Annotated in this window: 20 protein-coding genes; 8 read left to right on the forward strand and 12 right to left on the reverse strand. The window is 62.3% G+C overall.

Going from position 1 to position 21,761, the window contains the following annotated elements; genetic code table 11:
- Positions 1 to 50: 50 nt before the first annotated feature.
- From AC2FMY_RS03600 to AC2FMY_RS03620, 5 genes are all read left to right on the forward strand, one after another.
- Complete coding sequence (locus AC2FMY_RS03600) at positions 51 to 1,241, forward strand: acyl-CoA dehydrogenase family protein (RefSeq protein ID WP_480747951.1); 1,191 nt, start codon at positions 51 to 53, stop codon at positions 1,239 to 1,241.
- Positions 1,242 to 1,246: 5 nt separating this feature from the next.
- Positions 1,247 to 2,374, forward strand: coding sequence for an acyl-CoA dehydrogenase family protein (locus AC2FMY_RS03605; RefSeq protein ID WP_496746382.1), 1,128 nt, complete (start codon positions 1,247 to 1,249; stop codon positions 2,372 to 2,374).
- A complete protein-coding gene (locus AC2FMY_RS03610; protein ID WP_480747949.1) occupies positions 2,355 to 2,780 on the forward strand; it encodes a PaaI family thioesterase in 426 nt (141 codons plus the stop codon). The genes AC2FMY_RS03605 and AC2FMY_RS03610 overlap by 20 nt, the downstream gene beginning before the upstream one ends.
- 33 nt (positions 2,781 to 2,813) lie before the next feature.
- Positions 2,814 to 4,304 (forward strand): class I adenylate-forming enzyme family protein, encoded by a 1,491-nt coding sequence (locus AC2FMY_RS03615; RefSeq protein WP_496806996.1) that lies wholly within the window; start codon positions 2,814 to 2,816, stop codon positions 4,302 to 4,304.
- A 145-nt stretch (positions 4,305 to 4,449) separates the two neighbouring features.
- Positions 4,450 to 5,547, forward strand: coding sequence for a leucine-rich repeat domain-containing protein (locus AC2FMY_RS03620; RefSeq protein WP_496746378.1), 1,098 nt, complete (start codon positions 4,450 to 4,452; stop codon positions 5,545 to 5,547).
- 456 nt (positions 5,548 to 6,003) lie between these two features.
- Here AC2FMY_RS03620 and rpe read toward each other — a convergent pair whose 3' ends face one another.
- A complete protein-coding gene (gene rpe / locus AC2FMY_RS03625; protein ID WP_496746376.1) occupies positions 6,004 to 6,693 on the reverse strand; it encodes a ribulose-phosphate 3-epimerase in 690 nt (229 codons plus the stop codon).
- 183 nt (positions 6,694 to 6,876) lie between these two features.
- Here rpe and fosX point away from each other — a divergent pair, with 183 nt between their 5' ends.
- Positions 6,877 to 7,296 carry a FosX/FosE/FosI family fosfomycin resistance hydrolase gene (fosX, locus tag AC2FMY_RS03630; RefSeq protein ID WP_480747945.1) on the forward strand — a complete coding sequence of 140 codons (420 nt, stop codon included), beginning with the start codon at positions 6,877 to 6,879 and terminating at the stop codon, positions 7,294 to 7,296.
- Positions 7,293 to 8,138, forward strand: coding sequence for an EamA family transporter (locus tag AC2FMY_RS03635; RefSeq protein WP_496746374.1), 846 nt, complete (start codon positions 7,293 to 7,295; stop codon positions 8,136 to 8,138). Before fosX ends, AC2FMY_RS03635 begins: the two co-directional genes overlap by 4 nt.
- A 26-nt stretch (positions 8,139 to 8,164) precedes the next feature.
- Here AC2FMY_RS03635 and AC2FMY_RS03640 read toward each other — a convergent pair whose 3' ends face one another.
- The 8 genes from AC2FMY_RS03640 to AC2FMY_RS03675 are packed head-to-tail and all read right to left on the reverse strand — an operon-like array spanning position 8,165 to position 15,356.
- Positions 8,165 to 8,845, reverse strand: coding sequence for a DUF1045 domain-containing protein (locus AC2FMY_RS03640; RefSeq protein ID WP_496746373.1), 681 nt, complete (start codon positions 8,843 to 8,845; stop codon positions 8,165 to 8,167).
- 12 nt (positions 8,846 to 8,857) lie between these two features.
- The gene (locus AC2FMY_RS03645) at positions 8,858 to 9,334 is read right to left on the reverse strand and encodes a class I SAM-dependent methyltransferase (RefSeq protein ID WP_496746372.1); all 477 of its coding nucleotides are present in this window, start codon (positions 9,332 to 9,334) and stop codon (positions 8,858 to 8,860) included.
- 18 nt (positions 9,335 to 9,352) lie between these two features.
- Complete coding sequence (locus AC2FMY_RS03650; protein ID WP_496746370.1) at positions 9,353 to 10,105, reverse strand: polysaccharide deacetylase family protein; 753 nt, start codon at positions 10,103 to 10,105, stop codon at positions 9,353 to 9,355.
- Complete coding sequence (locus AC2FMY_RS03655; RefSeq protein ID WP_496746369.1) at positions 10,102 to 11,244, reverse strand: glycosyltransferase family protein; 1,143 nt, start codon at positions 11,242 to 11,244, stop codon at positions 10,102 to 10,104. Before AC2FMY_RS03655 ends, AC2FMY_RS03650 begins: the two co-directional genes overlap by 4 nt.
- Positions 11,241 to 11,825 carry a histidine phosphatase family protein gene (locus AC2FMY_RS03660; RefSeq protein ID WP_480747939.1) on the reverse strand — a complete coding sequence of 195 codons (585 nt, stop codon included), beginning with the start codon at positions 11,823 to 11,825 and terminating at the stop codon, positions 11,241 to 11,243. The genes AC2FMY_RS03655 and AC2FMY_RS03660 overlap by 4 nt, the downstream gene beginning before the upstream one ends.
- Positions 11,822 to 12,898, reverse strand: coding sequence for a glycosyltransferase family 4 protein (locus tag AC2FMY_RS03665; RefSeq protein ID WP_496746367.1), 1,077 nt, complete (start codon positions 12,896 to 12,898; stop codon positions 11,822 to 11,824). The genes AC2FMY_RS03660 and AC2FMY_RS03665 overlap by 4 nt, the downstream gene beginning before the upstream one ends.
- A complete protein-coding gene (locus AC2FMY_RS03670; RefSeq protein ID WP_496746365.1) occupies positions 12,895 to 14,145 on the reverse strand; it encodes a glycosyltransferase family 4 protein in 1,251 nt (416 codons plus the stop codon). Before AC2FMY_RS03670 ends, AC2FMY_RS03665 begins: the two co-directional genes overlap by 4 nt.
- Positions 14,142 to 15,356, reverse strand: coding sequence for a glycosyltransferase family protein (locus AC2FMY_RS03675; protein ID WP_480747936.1), 1,215 nt, complete (start codon positions 15,354 to 15,356; stop codon positions 14,142 to 14,144). The genes AC2FMY_RS03670 and AC2FMY_RS03675 overlap by 4 nt, the downstream gene beginning before the upstream one ends.
- A gap of 474 nt (positions 15,357 to 15,830) precedes the next feature.
- Here AC2FMY_RS03675 and AC2FMY_RS03680 point away from each other — a divergent pair, with 474 nt between their 5' ends.
- Complete coding sequence (locus AC2FMY_RS03680) at positions 15,831 to 18,203, forward strand: mechanosensitive ion channel family protein (protein WP_480747935.1); 2,373 nt, start codon at positions 15,831 to 15,833, stop codon at positions 18,201 to 18,203.
- 28 nt (positions 18,204 to 18,231) lie between these two features.
- On the opposite strand, the gene AC2FMY_RS03685 is transcribed toward AC2FMY_RS03680, so the two are convergent.
- The 3 genes from AC2FMY_RS03685 to AC2FMY_RS03695 are packed head-to-tail and all read right to left on the reverse strand — an operon-like array spanning position 18,232 to position 21,751.
- The gene (locus tag AC2FMY_RS03685; protein WP_496746363.1) at positions 18,232 to 19,575 is read right to left on the reverse strand and encodes a CoA transferase; all 1,344 of its coding nucleotides are present in this window, start codon (positions 19,573 to 19,575) and stop codon (positions 18,232 to 18,234) included.
- Positions 19,572 to 20,726 (reverse strand): ABC transporter permease, encoded by a 1,155-nt coding sequence (locus AC2FMY_RS03690; RefSeq protein ID WP_496746361.1) that lies wholly within the window; start codon positions 20,724 to 20,726, stop codon positions 19,572 to 19,574. The genes AC2FMY_RS03685 and AC2FMY_RS03690 overlap by 4 nt, the downstream gene beginning before the upstream one ends.
- Complete coding sequence (locus tag AC2FMY_RS03695) at positions 20,723 to 21,751, reverse strand: ABC transporter permease (protein ID WP_496746359.1); 1,029 nt, start codon at positions 21,749 to 21,751, stop codon at positions 20,723 to 20,725. The genes AC2FMY_RS03690 and AC2FMY_RS03695 overlap by 4 nt, the downstream gene beginning before the upstream one ends.
- Positions 21,752 to 21,761: the final 10 nt, after the last annotated feature.

Below are 21,761 nucleotides of genomic sequence, written 5' to 3' on the forward strand. Positions count from 1 at the left end.
CGAGGGCCGGGCGGCATCGCCGGAACGGGCGTCGCAGGAGGAGAGCGGGGATGGATCTGAACTATACCGATGAGGAACAGGCCTTTCGCGCCGAGGTGCGCGCCTTTCTGGCCGAAAAGTTGCCGCCAGAAATTTCGGCCAAGGTGCGTGCGGGAAAGAGCCTGGGCAAGGAAGGTCATGACTGGTGGCATGCGACGCTGAACGAGAAGGGGTGGCTGAACTTCAACTGGCCCGTGGAATTTGGCGGAGCGGAATGGAACGCGGTGCAACGCCATGTTTTCGAGGAAGAATGCGCAGCAGCCTATGCGCCGCGCATCGTGCCCTTTGGTCTGTCGATGCTGGGGCCGGTGCTGCAGAAATTCGGATCGAAGGCGCAGCAGGACTATTTCCTGCCGCGTATCCTGAATGGTGAGCATTGGTGGTGTCAGGGGTATTCCGAGCCGGGGGCGGGGTCGGATCTGGCCTCGCTCAAGACCCGCGCGGTGCGCGACGGCGATCATTACGTGGTCAACGGGCAGAAAACCTGGACGACGCTTGGGCAATATGCCAACTGGATCTTCTGCCTTGTGCGCACCGATCCCGAGGCCAAGCAACAGGAGGGGATCTCGTTCCTGCTGATCGACATGGCGACGCCGGGGATCGAGGTGCGGCCCATCGTGCTGCTGGATGGGTCTCCGGAAGTGAACGAAGTGTTTTTCGATGATGTCCGGGTGCCGGTGGGAAACCTTGTGGGGGAAGAGAACAAGGGCTGGACCTATGCCAAGTACCTGCTGACGCATGAGCGCACCAATATCGCGGGCGTGGGTTTCAGTCAGGCGGGGCTGGATGCGGTCAAGCGCATCGCGCGTCAGGAATGTGCGGGCGGGCGTCCGCTGATCGAAAATCCGCATTTTGCCGCCCGGCTGGCGCGGGTCGAGATCGACCTGATGGCGATGGCGACGACCAATATGCGGATCATCAGCCGGGCGGCTGCAGGGCAGGCACCGGGGGTCGAAAGCTCGATGCTTAAGGTGAAAGGGACGGTCATCCGTCAGGAGATCAATGACCTGACCCGCCGCGCGGTGGGGCCATATGCGATGCCCTTCCCGTCGGAGGCGGTGGCGGGTGCCAACGATCCCGTGGGGCCGGATTATGCCGGGCCGGTGGCGGCGCAGTATTTCAACAACCGCAAGCTGTCGATCTTTGGCGGCTCGAACGAGATACAGCGCGGGATCATCGCCAAGGTCAAGATGGGGGGCTGAGCGTCATGGATTTCGACCTGACACAAGAACGGCGGATGCTGCAGGAGACGATGCGGCGGTATCTGTCGGACAAGTACACCACTGCCACCCGCAACCGGATCATTGACAGCGACGCAGGTATGAGCGCGGAGGTCTGGGCCGGACTGGCGGAACTGGGCGTGATCGGCGCGCTGTTTTCCGAGGCAGAGGGCGGCTTTGGCGGTGCTGGATTTGATATCGCTACCGTGTTCGAAGAGCTGGGCCGCGCCGGGGTGGTCGAGCCGGTGCTGGATACCGCCCTGCTGGGTGGCGGGCTGATCGCGGCGCTGGGCAGCGACGAACAGAAGGCGCTGTTGAGGGATGTCATCGCGGGCGGGCTGCATCTGGCTTTGGCACATGGCGAACCGTCCAGCCGCTATGATCTGAGCCGGGTCGAGACCTTGGCCCGGGAGGATGGTGACGATGTGGTTCTCAGTGGCCGCAAGGCCGTCGCGATCAATGCCGAGGCTGCCGGGTATATGATCGTTTCCGCACGCGAAAGCGGTGGGTTCTTCGATCTGGACGGGATATCGTTGTTCCTGGTGCCCGCCGGGACCAAGGGTTTGAGCCTGACCGGCTACCCGATGTTCGCGGGTGGTCGCGCCGCCGATGTGACGCTGGACGATGTGCGTCTGCCGCGGACAGCGCGTCTGGGCGCCGCGGGGCAGGGGTGGGCGCCGCTGGTGCGGGCCGTGGCCTCGGCCAATGTGGCACTGGCTGCTGAAACGCTGGGCGCGATGGAAACGGCTGTAGATCTGACGCGGCAATATCTGTTGACGCGGCACCAGTTCGGCCGACCCATCGGGACGTTTCAGGCGTTGCAGCATCGCTTTGCCGACATGCTGATCGAGCTGGAGCAGGCGCGCTCGGCCGTCATCAATGCGGCGGGGCATCTGGAGGCCGAAGATCGCGACCGCCAGGTTGCCGCCGCGCGCAATCTGATTTCCCGTGTCGGGCGGCTGGTGGCCGAAGAGACCATCCAGATGCACGGGGGCATCGCGATGACGCAGGAATACGAGCTGGCCCATATCGCCAAGCGTATTGTCATGGCCGATCACCGGTTTGGCGACGAGGATTATCATCTGGAGCGATTCATTGCACTCAGCGCGGCATGACGGAGGGCGCCCGAACGTCAGGCGTTCGGGATGCCAGAACGCAATCGGGTTCGAGATTGATCTGAGCGATGCGGAAGGTCATGCGCGGTGCCATCTGGATATCCGGCCTGACCACCTGAACAGTCAGAACGTCCTGCATGGCGGGATCATCGCCATGCTGCTGGACGTGGCCTGCGGCAACACGGCCTCGGCCTGGTTCGACCGGGCGGAGCATCCGATGGTGCTGACCATTTCGTTGAACACCAGCTATGTCGCAGCCGTGAACCATGGGCGGGTGACGGCGGTTGGGCGGCCTGCGGGGGGTGGGCGCAAGCTGGCCTATGTCAATGGCGAGTTGCGTTGCGAGGATGGGCAACTGATCGCAACCGCGCAGGGGGTGTTCAAGCGTCACGCGCTGGCCAAGTGACGGTGAGCGCATTGCCGAAGGGGGCAGACAGCGATGGAAAAATGGCACGATTTTCCCGACGCGCAGGCGAAGCAGCGCCCGGACGCCCCCGCGTTCGAAGATAGTGGCGGCGCGTTCTGGACCTATCGGCAGCTGGATGACGCCATCGCCGATGCGGCGGAGTTGCTGAAGGATCGCAAGGTCAGGCCCAACGACCGGGTGATGATCCTGGCCGAAAACTGTTGCGCGGCGGTGGCGGCGTTGTTTGCCTGTTCACGGGTCGGGGCCTGTGCGGTCCCGATCAATGCGCGGCAGACCGATTCGGAAGTGCTGCGGGTGGTGGAGCATGCGCGCCCGGCCGTCACGCTCATGACTTCGGCGGCGTCCCCGGACGCGATGAGCCACGCCAACCGATTGGGGGCGCAGGCGGTGACAGGGGCGTTCGGGACCCTGCACGTGACAAACCAGTTCCCAGGCCAGCCCGATGCGGAGCTTGAGGGCGTGGCGACCATGCTGTTCACGACCGGTACCACCGGCGTGCCAAAAGGCGTGATGCTGACCCATGACAACCTGATGTTTGCCGGTCGGACGGCGGCCCGGTTTCGGGGCATGACCGAAAGGGACATTGTTTATGGTGTGCTGCCTTTGACGCATGTATTTGGTCTGGCCTCGGTGGTCACTGCGGCGACTCTGGCCGGGGCGTTGGTGCGGCTGGAGGCGCGGTTCACGGCGGCCCGGACCTATGAGGTGCTCAATTCGGGGATCACACAGTTTTCCGCCGTACCGCAGATGCATGCGTTGCTGATGCAATATGCAAAGGAACAGGGTTTCGACCATCTGCCCCGCAACACGCTGCAATATGTCTCGTCCGGTGCGGCTCCTCTGGACCCGGCGTGGAAGCGCAAGGCCGAGGCGTTTTACGGGGTTGCGATCCAGAACGGCTATGGGTTGACCGAAAGCACGGCGGCGGTGTGTGCCTCGCGTAACGAAATCGGCGACCCGGATATCTCGGTCGGCCCGCCGCTGGCCGGGATCGAGGTGCGGCTGGACGAAGCCGTTGCAGGCGCCAGAGACGGTGTGGGCGAAGTTCTGACGCGCGGACCAAATGTGATGAAGGGATATTTTCGCAATCCCGAGGCAACAGAGGCTGTGCTGGAGGATGGGTGGCTGCGGACGGGCGATCTGGGGGTTCTCGACGACCGGGGGCACCTGCACATAGTGGGACGGTGCAAGGAGCTGATCATTCATGGCGGGTTCAACGTCTATCCACCCGAGGTCGAGGCGGCGCTGAACGATCACCCCAGGGTTATCCAGTCCGCCGTGGTGGGCCGCGTCGTGGAGGGCGACGAAATGGTGGTGGCCTTTGTACAGGTCGCGCCAGGGGATGCCCCGACATCGGAAGAATTGCTGACTTTCGCGGCAGGCCGACTGGCGGGATACAAGTGTCCGTCTCAGATCGTCATCACGGAGGCCCTGCCGGCGGCCCCGACCGGAAAGATCCTCAAATACAAACTGCTGGACGTCTTCGCGGATCGACTGAGCTGAGGCCAAAGTGACGGATGCTGCCAAGCCGACTTGAGCTTGACCCTACGCCGCTCTGCAACTCATCTGAACGGATGCTACAATGGCAACAAGATCAGTTGGCAAACCATCCACAACGTGAACTTCGGCCGTGGGATGGAAACGCAACATGAAGCGAAAATTCATTGGATATATTGTCGGGATGATCGTTTCGACCACGCCTGTTTTTGCTCAAGAAACTGAAGTCGACGAGCTTTGCGTGGATCACTTTGGCGTCGGCGCCCTCGTTGAGGAAACGTGCCGTCCCTTGTCGGGGCCAAAACGAAAAATCGGACCATCTGAATTGAATTCGGCGCTGTCGGATGGTGTCGCCAACCTCAGGATTGTCTCAGACGACAACCCTGAAAAACCCTACGATCTTGCGCCGCTTTCGAGCGCAGGAAGCGTACATAGTCTTGAGCTTTTTCGCGTTGGTCCGGTCGATCTAACGCCGCTTCAGGACATGAAAGGTTTACTTCGCCTTGACCTGGCAGCCGATGCGGCGGTTGCTTTGGACCAATTGACAACCGAGCTGCCGGAACTGGCAGAACTCAGAATCTATGCCCCACGCCGCACAATCGACCTAGGCGCGTTGTCCAACATGCCCGCATTGCGGGTATTGTATGTCAAGGCAGATGCGATCACCGGACAACAAAATCTGAGCGATCTCACCCGGCTTGAGCGCGCGACTTTCGAACTCGCGGAAAACACGGAATTCTCTTCACTTGCTGAGCTTGACCAACTGAAGTGGCTCGAAATCTCCGGCACGCTCGGTCGCACAGTGCTGCATGATATCGAATTCGTTGCGCCACTTCGTTCACTGACGCATCTCGATCTGTCTACCAACGATATCGAAGATTTGCGCCCGCTTTCAGGGCTGGAAGACCTCAAACTTTTGATTTTAAGCTACAATAAAGAGCTGTCCGATATCAGCCCACTTTCAAGTCTGACGGGTTTGACCGTACTTCAACTTCGAGATACGCAAGTGTCTGATCTCGGTGCTTTGCGAAACATGAGCAAACTCGGTGTTCTTTGGCTGGACCGCACACCAGTGTCAGATATCAGCGCTCTTGCAGGTTTGAAGAGCTTGTCTGGCTTGGAGCTTAGCCGTACGCAAGTGACCGATATTGCCCCGCTGAGCCAATTGCCTCTTCGTCATCTTAGTTTGCGGGGCACAGATGTAACCGATTTCTCAGCAGTTCCGGCAGGAGTTAAGCTCAAAAAGTGAGAAACGAGACATCGCTGTCGAGATTGGTCGCGTGCAGGAACCAGTTCTTTTATGGCATTCATTGGGTTGAGTTCGTCGACGCAACCATTGGCGCGAATCCAGCGAACGACAGGCTTGTCCGCATCTTTCCAGTCCAGTTCCGGCGCAGTGAATGACGGTAACGGAAACGGCGGCGGCTCGTGTCCGCCAATGACCGGTTCGGGGACTCCTGTGGGCTGGCGAACTGTCGGCACTGAAGACGTGAAGACAGGTAGCGACTTTCTGCGTTCGAACACGCGGTACCTGCACGCCTCTCCTTCGTCCGCTTGGGCGAATTCCGGTCAGGACTGCTTGACGCTTGGGGTAGAATTGCCAGACGTCCCCGCCTCGGCTCGGCGCCCGGCCTCACGGGATGACATTTCTCGCAAGAGGGACTGCGACGTGCGGGAGCGCTCCGGGTTCCCGTGATCCTTCGAATTAGGCCCCGACGCCCTCGGCGGCCGCGCGGATGGCGCGGATGTTGGTGCCGTAGACCTCAGGGGCCGAAACCGAGCCGCCCTTGAACACCGCCGATCCGGCGACCAGAACGTCGGCCCCGGCCTGTGCCACCAGCGGTGCGGTCTTCGGGTCGACGCCGCCGTCTATCTCGATATGAACCGGGCGGTCGCCGATCATTTCTCGCAGGCGGCGGATCTTGGTCGTCATGTCGATGAATTTCTGCCCGCCGAAGCCGGGATTTACGGTCATTACGCAGATCAGATCGGTGAGATCCAGCAGGTGTTCGACCGCGTCTGCCGGGGTGCCCGGGTTCAGCGCCACGCCCGCTTTCATGCCTGCGCCACGGATGGCCTGGAGGGTGCGGTGGGTGTGCGGCCCGGCCTCGACATGGGCGGTCAGCACGTCTGCCCCGGCATCGGCATAGGCCTGGATGTAAGGATCGACCGGTGAGATCATCAGGTGCACATCCATCACCGTTTTCACATGCGGGCGGAACGCCTTGACCGCGGGTGGGCCGAAAGTCAGGTTCGGAACGAAATGGCCGTCCATCACGTCGACGTGGACCCAATCGGCCCCCTGCGCCTCGATAGCCTGAATTTCCTGTCCGAAATTGGCGAAATCGGCGGAGAGGATCGACGGGGCGATCTTGATCTTGCGGTCAAAGCTCATCGGAGACCTCGTGAGTGGTAAGAGTCGCAGCGCATATACAAGCGATCAGGCGCGAGGGATAGACCTTGTCCGAAATCACCGACCGCGACGCGATTGCGTGGGGCCTGCGGCAAGAGTAAGGATGGATCATCGCCGTGGTTTCGCGAGGCCGGCAGGAGGTGTGAGTCAGATGGATTACATTGAATGAGCAGCGGGCTGTCGCATGTGACATTCATCGTGTCCGACCTCGACCGGATGCAGGAAATTCTGGAAACGGTGTTCGAGGCGCGCTGCGTCTATGACAGCGGCGTGGCGCAGTTTTCACTGGCAGAAGAGCGGTTTTTTCTGATCGGGGACGTCTGGGTCGCGATCATGAAGGGCGATCCGTTGCCCGAGCGCAGCTATAACCACGTGGCCTTTGCCATTGCCGAGGACCAGTTCGAGGAACGCCGCAGGCGGATCGAGGCGCTGGGGCTGGACCTGCGCCCGCCGCGCCCCCGTGTCGAGGGCGAGGGGCGGTCGCTGTATTTCCACGGGCCGGACAATCATCTGTTCGAATTGCACACCGGCACGTTGCAGGAGCGGCTGCAACGGTATGCCAAGGGGAGGGAGGCCGGAGCATGACCGGATTTGTTTTTGCGGTGGTCCTGCTGGCGGCGCTGCTGCATGCGACATGGAACGCGCTGGTCAAGGGGGGAGCGGACAAGACCGCCAGCATGGCGGCGGTGGTCATGGGGCAGGGGGCGTTCGGCCTGTTGCTGCTGCCCTTTGCCGCGCCCATCGACTGGAGCTGCTGGCCTTATCTGCTGGCCGGGGTGGCATTGCATCTGGGGTATCAGTTGTTTCTGATCCAGGCCTACAAGATCGGTGATCTGACACAGGTCTATCCGATTGCCCGCGGGGCGTCGCCGCTGCTGGTGGCGCTGGGAACGGCGTTGTTTTTCGGAGCGGTTTTCAGCCAGGCCGAGCTTGCCGCGATGGCGATGATTTCGATCGGTATCGCCTCGATCGCGCTGGTGCGGCGGCAGGACGGAAATTTCAACATGCGGGCTGCAGGGCTGGCGCTGGTCACCGGGTTGTTCATCGCCTCGTATTCCATTGTCGACGGGCAGGGCGCGCGGATTGCGGGTACTGCGCTGGGCTTTTTCGGTACCCTGACAGTGGCGAATGCGGTCGGGTTTGCGGTGGTCGCCCGCGTGGCGCGGCCCGGTCTTCTGAGGCGTGCGCGCAAAATCTGGCGCCTGGCCGCCTTTGGCGGGGCGGCTTCGTTCACGGCCTACGTTCTGGTGGTCTGGGCCTTCACGCAGGCGCCGATTGCATTGGTAACGGCGCTGCGTGAGACATCGATCATCTTTGCGCTGGTTCTGGGGGTGACGTTCCTGAACGAAAAGCTGGACCTGAAGAAAGTGCTGTCGACGGCGCTGACATTGTCGGGCGCGATCCTGTTGCGCATCAGCCGGATATGATGGCGTCAGGCGGGAAACGTCTGCACTCAGCCTGAGAGGGGAAAGCGTTTGATCAGGCGAAACAACCCGTCCTCGGTCTCGCCGACCAGAGCGATGTCCCGGAGGCGGAATGGGCTGGGCAGCACAGACCCGATCCGGCTTTGCAATTCGGCCTGAACCGGAGAGAGCAGCGCCTTGGGCAGTTTCCCCGTGAGTGTGATATGAAACCGGAATGCGCCCATTACATACGGATAGCCCCAGGTTTCGAGGTTTGCTTGCAGCGCGGGTTTTAGGCCTTCGCCGCGCCTTTGGCGTTCGGCTCCGTCAAGGGGCGCGCGAAAGCGGTCGAGGTCGCGCACGCAGGCAGCGGCGAGAGCGTTCAGATCAGCGGTGTCCCCAACCGGGCACAGGGCCAGAAAGCGGCCCATCCGCACAAGTTCCAACCCTTGTGCACTGACCGTGGGTCGGGTTGCCGCGAAATGGGCGCAAGCCTCCTTCAACTCGGATGTGCTGTGGGGTGACGCCAGTCGAAACGGGGGTTTCAGCGTCGCGTGAAGCCCGTATTTACGCGGAGTTTCTGTGATGTCGGCGATATCGATGCCGTCCAGGTACGGATGTGCGACATGCGCTCCGCTCGTGATGTCCCGGCCGAGCCAGGCGGTGGCGGCGCTGGACCATTCCTCGCCCGAGGGTGGCAGGTAGTAGATTGCGTAGCGACTGAATGTCATGCCGCGTCCTTGTCAGGTGCGATAGAACATATACCTGCCCGGTGCGATGGTCGCGGGGCCTGTGATCTGGTCGAACCCGACCAGAGGTTGCCCCGAGATCAGCAGGCCGCCGGGGACCATCACTTGCGCGATCAGTGGGCTGAGGCGGGCGGCCTCGGCCACGTCGTCCTGTTTGATGCCCATGCCGAAATCGTAATGGGCCAACGCGATCCGCCGACCTTCGGTGACGAGGCGCTGCAGCATCGGTTCGGCCTCGCCCTGCAGGAAATCCTGTTCCGGCGGCACGCAGGAGGGGTGGCACTGCAGCACCCGGTCCATCACCCAGATCCGGCGGTCGGGCAGAATTTCGCGCAGGTGATCATAGGTGCGCCCGTTCCCCAGCCCCATGTCCAGAACGTCGCCCTCAAGATCGCGGATCTGCCCTGCGGCCCAGTTCAGCCCGTCGCGCTGGGCGGTCAGGCGGCGCAGCATGGAATCCAGTCGGCTCATCAAGGTCTCCTTGGCGTTTCAGTCGCGTGGCGCGGTCCAGATCCGGACCGGTCCCTGCATCAGGCGTTCGATCAGGCCCTGGGTAAAGGCCCAGATGTCTTGATCATGCACGAGGTGGTGGGTCAACAGGCCGAAGGGTTCGGTATTGTCCACAGCCCCCCTTCGCCGGGCCTGAAGCAGACTCACAAGATGGGCGATCAGCGTGTCGGGATCGGCCAGGCTGCGTGTCCCGTGCCAGTCGATCGGGTCGAGATGGGTGTTGACCTGCTCCAGTCCCGGCGCGGGATGTGTGGCCGTGCGCGGGGTGGACGTGGACAGAAAGCAGTATCCCAGTGCGGGAAGCTGTTTGACGACCTGGGGCGCGATGCGGTTCCAGGGCGGCACGAACATCGGCATCAGGGCCGGGCCGAAGAGCGTGCGCAATCGGGTCAGCCCGCGTTCTGCATCCGCAACGATGTCCGAGGTTGGGCGGTGCAGGCGGAACTCGGCCTTCTTTTCGGTCTGCGGGGCGTGGTTTTTGTGCGCCCAGCCGTGCACGACCGGGATCAGCGCCGGTTGCTCGGCAAGGGCGGATGCCAAAGTGTCTTGCGCCGTATGGGGGATGACGGCCAGATGTACCGGCAGGCCATATTGAGCCGACAGATCTGCAAGCCGGTCCAGTTGCGGGTTGGGCGCGGTGGCGTCGTCATCGCGCCACCACAGCGGCAGGGTCAGGCCGTCGCCGTGCCAGCGGGCAAATTCGCTATCCAGAGGTGTCCAATCCGGGGTCATCGTGTCACCTTTGCCAGATCTTCGGCGATGGCGACAGTGCGCGCAGCGCCATCGAAGGACAAGCCGAGATCGGGGCGGGGGCCGGAGGCGATCACCTTTTCGACCGAGCTGGCCAGCAGGTCGCCGGACAGGGCGGTGCTTTTGATCACCTCGACTGCGGGCAGATGTGACAGGCTTTGCGCGCGCAGCCCCTGTTCGACTTCCTTGCCGTCGTCGAAGGGGATGAAAACCGCGGGCACGCCGCATTGCAGGACATCGAGTGTGGTGTTGTAGCCGCACATGCTGACCGATGCCGCGGCGTGGCACAGCATCTGGCGGAAATCGGGTCGGGCAGGTTCGATCAGGATTGGTATTTCGCCTGCCAATGCTTCAAGATCGGCAATCCTCTGGCCTGTATCGCGCCCACCAACCAACAGGCGCCAGCGCCTGTTGGTCATCTTTCGGGCGGCCTCGATGGCGGCCTGAAAGATCGGCTGCCCGACCGGGCCGCCGCCCGCGCTGACAATGATTTCGCCTGCGCCCGCCGTTTGCGGGTGCTGCTTCGCCGGGGCCGGAGCGACGTAGCCTGTGTAGTGCAGGCGTTGGGACAAAGCTTTGGACACGGGCCAACTGGCCTCCAGCCGGGTGGATCGGAGATCGGAGTGGACCAGTACACCGTCGTAGTAACGTTGAATCACCGCATCGGCGCGTTCTGCCTTTGAGGGTTTGGACGGTGGCGCCAGGATGTCCCGGATCGAGGCGAGGATGGCGGGACGCGGCGAGAGTTCATTCGCGGTTTGCAATAACGCCTCGAACTCCGGCGCCAGCGACCTGCGGCCAAAGGGATAAAGTTCGGTGATCAGGATGTCGGGGGCAAAGCGGCTGACGGCGGCCATCAGCGCCTGAATGCGGGCCTTCAAATAGCTTTCGTCGGCGCGCGTTCCGACTTCGGTCAGAAGGCGGGTGAAGTCCGTCCCGTCCGACCGCAGTGGCGGCAGATTGAACAGGTCCAGCCCGGCACTGTCGAGTTGCGGCGCGGGCATCCCGCCGGAGACGACAAAGACCTTATGGTTTGCCTTGCGAAAAGCATGACCGAGGGTAAGCGCACGGCTCAGGTGCCCGGTACCCAGAAGATGGGTAACGGCGATCATCACTTTCATGCTGCGCCTCCGGCTTGCAGCAGGCGGACCGGTTCCGGCTCGGGCCGCATATCGCCCAGATGAACGATAAAAAGACGGTTGCGCTTGATCTTGAAGGGGGCGGGACCGCGAAAGTTCCAGCCCCACGCACGCGCCAGAATCACACGCATGATGCCAATATGACAGACCGCAACGGTGTCGCCGGTGAGGCGCGCCAGCCAGGGTTGCAGACGATCGCCGACCTCGGCGGGGCTTTCGCCGGAGGGCGGGCGGAAATCCCAGCTCCACTCCTCGATATGGCGATAGCCGCTTTGTGGGTCGGCTATCAGGTCGGCGCCGCGTTTGCCTTCGAACGCGCCCCAGTTCATTTCGATCAGTTCGGGGGCGAGGCGCGGTTCCTTTCCTGAAACGATGCTTGCGGTTTCGCGGGCGCGCGACAGAGGGCTGGACCACAGATCCGCCTCTGCCCACTCTTCGGGCAGGCGGTACCCGGCCAGTTCCTGCCGCGCCTGAGCGTCGAGCGGGATGTCGCTGCGGCCTTGAATGCGACCCGCGCGGTTCCATTCGGTATGGCCGTGGCGGAGGAGGGCTAGGCGCGTCATCCCTGCGCCCCCAACAAGGGCCGGACGGCGGACCAGAAGGTTTCCGTGGCGGCGGGCATCAGGTGGTGGGCTTGGACATGGGCGCGGGACTTGGCGCCTGTCTCGCGCCGCAGGTCGGCATTGCGAAGAAGGGTTTCAAGCGCGCGCACCAGTGCTTTCGGGCCGCCTTCGATCGTCGGGTATTCACCGGGCAGCAGCACGTCCCGTACACCGGGGCGATCCTGCGCCACCACGGGCAGAGCCGCAGCCTGCGCTTCGAGGTAGACCATGCCATAGGCTTCGTTCACGCCGGGCCAGAAAAATAGTGAAGCATTTGAGTAGGCGGCTTGCATGGCGGCCCTGTCCAGCTGGCCCAGAAACCGCACCCGCCCCTCGAATGGCGCCATCAGCGCTTCGACCTCGGGCCGGGTCGGACCGTCGCCTGCGATGTGCAGCTGCCAGTCGCCTTGCAGCAGGGAAAGTGTTTGCGCAATGAGTTCGTAGGAGTGCAGCTTGTCACCATGGCGCATCATTCCGGTGGCCAACATCGGCCCCACACAATCCGATCTCGGGGGGGCGGCGGCGTAGGGCAGAAAAGGCGGCAGCGACACCAGATCTTGCCCGGCGATCCGGTCCCGGTTCAGTGCAAAATGGTCGTTTTCGGTGTGATAGAATATGATCCGCGCCGCGTCGCAGGCGTCATGCGCGGCCTTGGCGAATTCCGACCATGGTCCGGTCAGTCGTTTATTGGCCCGTGTGCTTTCCAGCTGCACATAGGGGATGTTGCGCGCGCGACATACTTCGGGTCCGATGAGATCGGGGGACTTGTAGTAGTTGTGATAGGTCACCCAGAGGGAGACCTCGGGGGGCAGGGTTTGCGCGAGGCGAAGGGATTCGAGTTTGGCGGCCTGACGCAGCTCGTGCTGGACCATTGCGTTGCCGTGCTTGTCATGAATTTTCAGCTCGGACACCAGCTCGACCCGGGCACCGTTTGCGCCGATGGCCGCCATCAGATTGCGGGCCATTGCCCGGTCTCCGGAGGGCACCGGGCTGTTGGGAGATTTCAAGGGGGCATAGAACGCGACATGGGTCATGCCGGTACGGTCCCGCAGAGGGTGTGCAGACGCCGGGACAGGCGCGCGATACCGGGGGCCATCCCGAACTCGGCCACCAGCCGGGCGCGGGCGGCCTGTGCCATATGGGCCGCCTTTTGCGGCTCTGAGGCAAGTGACACCATCGCCGCGGCCAGCGCTTCGGGGGCGTCGTCGGACAGGGTGCCGTGTGTGCCGGAAACGATGAATTCCGGAATGGCGGACACGGGTGTGGCCAGAATGGGCAGCAGTTGCGATGCCGCCTCCATCAGCACGTTGGGCAGGCCGTCGCGGTCGCCATCCGCAGCGATCCGGCTGGGCAGCACGAACAGATCGGCCTGCCGCATCGCTTCGATGACTTCGGGCTGGTTGCAGGCCCCGCGCCAGTCGATGCGGCCGGTCAAGTCCAGTTCTCTGGCGCGGCGCTTGAATTTCTCACTTGATCCGCCGCCGCCGATATGGACCCAGCGCCAGTCGAGCGTATCGGGCAACAGGGAAAGGGCGGTAATCAGGCGGTCAAACCCCTTTTTCTCGACCAGGCGGCCGACCGACAGCATCGTGAACGGGGCATCGGGTGCGCGCTCTTGGCGCGTCGGGGGGGCGGGGAACCGCGACAGGTCAAGCCCGTGATAGATCAGATCGACCCGCCCCGGATCGTCGGCCAGACCGCGCAGGTGTCGGGCGCCGATTCCCGTGCAGGTGGCGCCGAAGGTGGCCCCAAAGCTGTCGGCATGGAGTTTTTCGCGCTTTTCCCAATCCGGCGAGGTCCAGATATCCTTGGCATGCGCGGAAAAGCTCCACGGGATATCGCGCATGATCGCGGCATATCGTGCAACCGAAGAGGGCGTGTGCAGAAAATGCGCATAAAGCGCCCCGGTTCCCGGGGATAGTTCGGCGGCCAGAACACAGGCCTGCCCGAAGCGGCGTATGCGGTTATGAGTCGGATCACGAACCAGATCCTTGCGCCAGATTTCATATGCCGTCGCATAGCCGGGCAATCGTTGGGCGATCGCGCGGGCTTTCCACACGCGCTCAGGCTCTTCGTAGAGGTATTCGGGCAGGTAGTGGACCGGGGCCTTGAGGGCTTCGTGCAGTGGGTGACGTTTGATGTCAGTGGGGTGGCGAAGCGACCAGATGGCAAACTGGTGTCCGGCCTGTTCCAGCGCGACCAGTTCCTGAGCGATGAACGTTTCCGAAAGGCGGGGCCAGCCTTTGACCAGCACCGCCAATTTGGGCTGTGGGCCGGTCATCCCGTGGCTCGTTCCCTGACTCGGCCCAGCATCACATTCACGCGGTGCGTGACATAGTCGAGCCCGTCAAGCAGCCCGTCACCGATGGCCTCGGAGGGTAACGGCAGGGATGGCAGATTCCGGATGGCGTTGACCATCGACGCGGCGGACAGGCCGTCGCGGCTTTCGTCCAGCATCTGAACGAGCCCCAGTTCTTCGGCCCGCGAGGCGCGAATCCATTGTTCAAGACGGGGCACGGTGCGCGGCACGATAACGGCGCGCTTGTCAAAGGACAGAACCTCGCAAAAGGTGTTGTAGCCCCCCATGCAGACAACGCCGGCTGCACCGGCAAACAGCGTTTCGATCTGGGATTCGAAGCCGACGGCGGTCACGCGCCCGTTCAGCCGGGCAACCCGCGCTTCGAACTCGGCCCGCAATTCGCCCGACAGGAACGGGCCATAGACGAGTATCGCGCGGGGTTCGAGCGTGGTGTCCTTTTCATAGGCGGACAGGACGAGATCGACCATCGCCCGGCCATCGCCGCCGCCGCCGGGCGTGATCAGGATGTAGGGTTGCGGCGGGGGCGGGCCGATCGGACCGAGATCGCGGCGCAGATAGCCTGTCCAGTGCATGCGCGATTGCGCGCGCGCGCTCAGCGGCAGGCCTGCAGTAGGGTCATAAATCGACCGGAGCCCGTAGACCCAGATCTCGTCATAGTATGTCTCGGTGGCCTCGACGGCTTCCTTGCGCGCCCATTCGGCGGCCAGAACGGCGGGTTCGTCCAGGACATCGCGCAGGCCGAGAACCATTTTTGCGGTTCCCTGCTGTTGTAGCATGCCGAGTGTGGGCAGCAGTTCACCGCGAAACCCGGTGGGTTCCTTGTCGACGACCAGAACGTCGGGCTGATACTGTTTGACGGCGGTCCGGATCAGGCTGGAGCGCAGCTCGGTCACGTCGTCGATGCCCATGCCGATGGTTTGCGACGCATAGGACCCGTCGGCAAGCTTGGTAACGCCGGGCAGGCGCACGTGGTCGACGCGGCGAGGGAAGGTAAATCGCCCGGCCACCGGTGAGCCGGTCAGGATCAAGGCCGAAGCCTGACTGTCGGATGCGGTGATGGCGGATGCAAGCGCGCGTGAGCGCCGCAGATGCCCAAGCCCGAACGTATCGTGGCTGTAGAACATGATGCGTGGGGCGCGGCAGGCTGGGTATGCGTTACTTTTCTTGTTCATACCATGTAACAGGTTTCGAGTTCCGATCCGGGGGCCGCGCGCCTGTCCCTCATAGCGCAGGTTTTTCCGGAATTCCCGTGGCAGGCTTGCCGGGAAATGTCCGTTTTGACCGACCATTGCGAAAAGGCAACAGAGTTGCGCCTTTGAAGGGTCGAAACGCCGAAAAAACGCAAGCGAACCGAGTGTCTTTGACCGGCCATCCTGAGATTTGCGATGTCGCGCATTCTGATCAAGCGTCCATACCCCGTTGCCGCAATCCTTTGATACATGCAGATTTGTTTTGCCGCCAGTGTCGGAACAGTGTTTCTGCTATGGTCATATTCAAATCATGCGACGTTGAAAACACGATTGTCAAAAGCATGATTTCAAAGGCACATGACGACACGATTGCGCGAAAACATCACCTAGCCATTTGAACGCCGAAGCCGTGTCCTGTAGCGTACCGCGAACACTAGGAACTGGATGCAAATCCCAATGAGACCACTGTTTCTTCTCAACCTGATCCTGACAATCTGGGTCACGGTCGCGGCATTTATCGGCGCTGCTGCGGCGCAAACGTCGCTATTGCCGGGTTATGGCGGTTCAGAAGACACAACCAGCCAGTCGGATACGGAAGGCGACATCGCCGCCGCCATCCGGGCAGCAACAGAGGCTGGGGCCAGCGTCATCGTCATTGACAGTGCCGGCAAAGTGGTTTCATCGGCCGCAGAAACACCGACCGACGCAGCCGCGAGCAACCCGATGGGCGACGGATCGCAGTTGATGAAGGCGCAGGCGCGGTTTTCAGAGTTCCGTGCCTCCTTGGAATCCCGGCTGGAAGCGTTGCCCTATTCCGTGTTCGAGGTGCAGTACATCCTGCGCGAGACCAGCCCCGACGGGCGCATTCTGACCTATGTCGAGGTTCTGGCCTGGAACCTGTTGTTCCTGCTGATCGGCCGGTGGTTGTCGATCGAGATTTACGGCAAACGCATCGCGCGCCGAATTGTCGTCGCGCGGATCAAGGACAATCCGGTCGGGTACAAGGAAAAAATGCCGTTCCTGGTCTTCCGTTTTGTCATGGGAGTGGGGGCCACCGTCTTTGCCATGGTGATGGCACTGATCGTGGGATATCTGGTGTTTGGCCGGGCCGAGGACATTTCGGTCCAGTTTACCGTGACGGCGATCTTCACCGCGTTCTTCCTGGCGCGCACGGTATCCGATCTGTGGCGCATGGTGCTGTCGCCGTTCCTCAGCCAGTATCGTTTGCCGCCGTTTTCCGACCGGGATGCCAAGCGACTCTATATCTGGGCGTCGACGCTTGCGACCTATGACATCGCGGTGGTTCTGTTTTCGACCTGGGTCGCGGATTTCGGGCTCAACTACAACGTCTATGCGATGGTCTATGGCAGCCTGACGGCGGTTGGCGCGCTGGGCAATATCCTTATGGTGCTGTTCAATGCGCGCGCCATCTCGAACGCGATCCGGGGCGGGCGCGGCCCCGATCAGGTGTCGTGGCTGTTGCGGTTCGTCTCCTTTGGCTGGGCGCCGGTCGTGGTGCTTTACATCCTCTTCAGCTGGTTCGAACTGGCGGTTGACCTTGTGCTTGAACATCCCGTGTCGATCCCGCTGGTGGCCGGTACCTATGCGGTCTTCATGTCGGTGGTGATCGTTTACGGAGCGATGAACTATTTTCTGGAACGGTATTTCGACCGGTCGCGCCAGATCGACGTGATGAAGGCCACTCCGGATGATGAGGAGGACGCCGCGGCGGAGGTATACGAAAGGGTAGAGCCCGAACGACACGTCATCGCGACATATGAAGATCTGGCGCGCCGCGTGGCAGGTATTCTTGCCTTTGTCGTGGGTATCTATGCACTGGCTTCGATCTGGTATCCCGAGGGGCATTGGGCGGATGACTTGCCGGTGGGACGCGCGCTGGACGTGATGGTGATCCTGTTCATCGGTTATGTTCTGTTCCATTTCTTCCGTATCTGGATCGACAGCAAGATCGCCGAAGAAGTTGAAGACGGTGCGCAGGAGGTGGCGCCCGGAGACGAGGGCGGTGAGGCGGGGCAAAGCCGGCTGGCGACGTTGCTGCCCCTGTTCCGTGGTGCGATCCTGGCGGTTGTGGTCGTGACCATCGCGCTTATTGCGTTGATGGAGCTTGGCATCAATGTCAGCCCGCTGTTCGCGGGCGCCGGTGTGGTCGGTCTGGCTGTTGGTTTCGGCGCACAGACGCTGGTACGCGACATCTTTTCCGGCGCGTTCTTCCTGATCGACGATGCGTTCCGCAAGGGTGAATACATCGATATCGGAGACGTGAAGGGGACAGTCGAGAAGATCTCGGTGCGCTCGTTCCAGCTGCGCCACCATCTGGGCGCGCTCAACACCATTCCCTTTGGCGAGATCAAGGTGCTGACCAACTATTCGCGCGACTGGGTGATCATGAAACTGCCGTTGCGCGTGACCTATGACACCGATGTCGAGAAGGTGCGCAAGCTGATCAAGAAACTGGGGGTTCAGTTGCTGGACGATCCGGTGATCGGCGAGAACTTCATCCAGCCGCTGAAATCCCAGGGCGTGATCGAGATGCAGGATTCGGCGATGATCATCCGGGTCAAGTTCATGACCAAACCGGGCGACCAGTGGCTGGTGCGTAAGAGGGTTTATCAAGAGATTCGCGAGTTGTTCGCGCGTGAGGGGATCAGATTTGCCCATCGTGAGGTGACTGTGCGGCTAGCCGATGACAAGAGCCCCGAGGACCTGACCCCGAAACAGCGCGAGGCGGTGACCGGCGCGGTGCAGGCGGCGATCGACGAGGATTATCTGGACGATATCGGCCCCGGCGGCAGCGGCGACGACCGCTAGTGGCGGGCGCTCCCGCGCCCCGATCCGGTCAGTCCCAGTCGGGGGTGGCGGTGCCGAGCTTGGGCGCGGGCAGGGCCCAGCACATTTTCGCCGGGCCGATGGCAAGAGCGGGAGACAGGCGAAAGCCGTTGCCCCAGCCGGTCTGTTCCGGCGCAGGCGCGAAATCCGTTTTGAGCGGATTGGCGATACCCAAGCCAGACGCGGTTTTCCTTAGGCTGACCAAAAGCTCTGCCGTGCGGGCGAGCGACAGGCGGGCATCGGATATTGGCCTGCCTTCGACCGCCTCGGCCAGCGCCGACAGAACGGCAGCGGCCATCAAATAGCCTGTTGCGTGATCAAGTGCCTGAACCGGCAAGGGTGTCGGCTTGTCCGCCTTTGCCCATACCTGACCGGCATGAGCAATGCCCGCGCTCATCTGCACGAGGCTGTCAAAGCCGCGCCGCTTGGCCCAGGGGCCGTGCCAGCCATAGGCGTCAAGCGCCACCTCGACCCGGTTCGGCGCGATCCGGTTGCGGGTCGCGACGTTGAGCCCCAGCCCGTCCAATGCGCCCGGCCTGTAGCCGTGGACAAACACGTCGGCCTGTTCCAGCAGGTCCTTCAGCCGGGCAAGCCCGTTGGACGATTTCAGGTCCAGATAGGCGCAGCGCTTGCCGAGTGAGATGTCGGGGATCACCCCCGGTTCGTCCCATTCGGGGGGATCGATCCGCAATACCTCGGCCCCGAAACCGGCCAGCGTGCGGGTTGAAACCGGCCCCGCCAGGACGCGGGTGAGGTCGAGAACCCGCAGGCCCGCCAGGGGGCTTTCGGGTGTTGCCTGTGGCCTTTGGCGCAGGTTTGCACGCCTCGGTCCGGTCCAGGCCACCAGAGGTTCGGAGGCGACCGCGCGGCCCTGTGGGTGGGCCAGCCAGTCTTGCCGGCTGCGCATGGCGGCGGCAACGCCGCCCTGGGCGACGATGGCTGCTTCGAGTTCGTCCGCGTTCCAGCCAGACACGGCTTGGCTCACGGCCTCGCGGTCGGGTGGTGTTGCCATCACTTTCAGAGCCGCCGCGCGATGGGTGGCGAGATTGGTGTGCAGCCGGATCCAGCCATCGGCGGTCCGGTAGTCGCCGGCGACCGGGTCCCAGGCGCTTGGCATGGTCCAGCCATCCGGGCGCAGGGACCAGCCGTACCAGAGAGAGGCCAGACGGTGATCGACGGTGACCGGTGGTTGTCCGGCTGTCAGGTTCTGCGCGCGCATCAGCCGCGCCAGTTCCTGCCCGACCGCCGCAAAGGATGCGGTGGCCAGTTCCGACACCGCAAAGACGCTGGGCAGCGCGCCGCTGCCAGTTACCTTGTAGGTATCAGGCGCGGGCAGGGCGGAAAGCAGGGTCATTGCTGGTAGGGGTCGAGACTGTCGCGCAGTCCGTCACCCAGGAAGTTGAAGGCGAGTACCACAACGATGATCGGCAGCATCGGAATGGCCGTCCAAGGATAAATCTCGATCGAGGCGAGGTTTTGCGCGTCGTTCAGCATCACGCCCCAACTGACCGCAGGTGCCCGCAAGCCAAGGCCGAGGAAACTGAGCGCGGTTTCGCCGAGGATCATTGCCGGGATCGACAAGGTTGCGGAGGCGATGAGGTGTGATGCGAAATTCGGCAACAGGTGCTTGCGGATCACGCGGCCCGACGAGGCGCCCATCATTTCGGCGGCGCGCACGTATTCCTCTTCGCGTAGTGACAGGAATTTGGCGCGTACCGAGCGAGCCAGGCCGGGCCAGTCGAGGATACCAAGGATCACCGAGATGATGAAGAACACGGCAACCGGGCTCCAGTTCGAGGGCACGGCAGCGGACAGGGCAAGCCAAAGCGGCAGTTCGGGCAGTGAGCGCAGGATCTCGATCACACGGTTGATCAGCCAATCGGTCTTGCCGCCAAAATATCCCGCCATTGAACCGAACAGGATGCCAAGAAAGAACGACACCGAAATGCCGATGAGGCCGACGGTCAGCGACAGCTGTGCGCCATAGAGAATACGGCTGAACACATCGCGACCCAGCCTGTCCGACCCCCACAGAAACACCGTTGCGCCATCGGATGGGCAGAACAGGTGGGTATCCGAAGGGATCAGCCCTGCAAGACGATATTCGTCGCCCTTGCAGAAGAAGCGGATCGGGGCGGGGTTGTCGGTGTCGGGGACGAATTTCCACTGGAATGTTTCCAGATCCGCCTCGGCCACGATGGGATAGACGTATGGCCCGACGAACTCGCCCTCGTGGAACCAGCTGATCGATTGCGGCGGGGCATAGAGGTGCTCGCCATTGCGTTCATTCGGTGTGTAGGGTGCGATGAAGCCGGCAAACGGCAGCATCAGGTAGCTGAGCAACAGGAAGATGCCGGATACAAGGCCCAGCTTGTGGGTTTTGAACTTGCGCCAGACCAGCACCCAATTCGGGGCATCCAGGTCGCGGCGTTCCAGTTGCTGGATCGAGACCTGCGGATCATAGGGGGCGTCGTCGACATAACGACCGTCGGGAAGCTGGGTCATGTATCTCGCCCCTCATATCGGATGCGCGGATCAAGCATGACCAGGAGCACGTCCGAGATCATTGTACCCACCAGCGTCAGCAAAGCCACGAACATCAGAATGAAGCCGGACAGAAACTGATCCTGCGTCTTGAGCGCAGTCAGGAGCGTGGGGCCGATGGTTTGCAGGCCCAGCACGACCGAGACCAGAACCGAGCCGGAGACCATCGAGGGCAGCAGGTTGCCGATATCGGCGACAAAGGGGTTGAAGGCCACGCGCAGGGGATATTTCGTCAGCATCCGCGAGGGCGACATGCCCTTGGCAATCGCCGTCTCGACATAGGGTTTGCCCAACTCGTCCAGCATATTGGCGCGCAGACGCTGCATCATTGCCGAGGCGCCAGAGGTGCCGATGACAAAGGTTGGCACGATGAGATGAAGAAGAATCGATTTCACCTTGTCCCAGCTCATCGGCAAACCCTCATAGGCGGGGTCCATCAGGCCGCCGATGGGCAGGTTGAAATAGCGGTGGCCATAGTAGAACAGGATCAGCGCCAGCAGGAAGTTCGGTGTGGCAAGTCCCAGATAGCCGACAAAGGCCGAGGTATAGTCGACCCATGTCCGCGACCGGGCCGCAGCGAGAACACCCAGCGGCAGAGCCACTGCATATACGAACAGGACGGCGGCCAGGTTGACGACGACCGTCAGCCAGAGGCTGTCGCCCACGATCTCGGACACGGGTCGGTCGAACTCGAACGACCAGCCGTAGTTGCCCTGAATCAGGCCAGAGAACCCGTGCGGACCGGGCATGAAGCCCATCCAGATCATGTATTGTTCCCACAAGGGACGGTCGAGCGCGTATTCCTTGCGAAGGAATTCTGCCTTGTCGACACCCGCAGATTGTCCTGACGCCTGCAGCTCGGCAATCTGGTTGCTCAGATAGTCGCCGGGCGGCAGGTTGATGATGATGAAGATCATCGCCGACACCACCAGCAGCGTCAGCAGCATGGTGAAAAAGCGATAGACTGCGTAGCGCAGCAAAAGCATTCAGCTGCCC

This window comes from Ruegeria sp. YKSE079, from assembly GCF_059612845.1.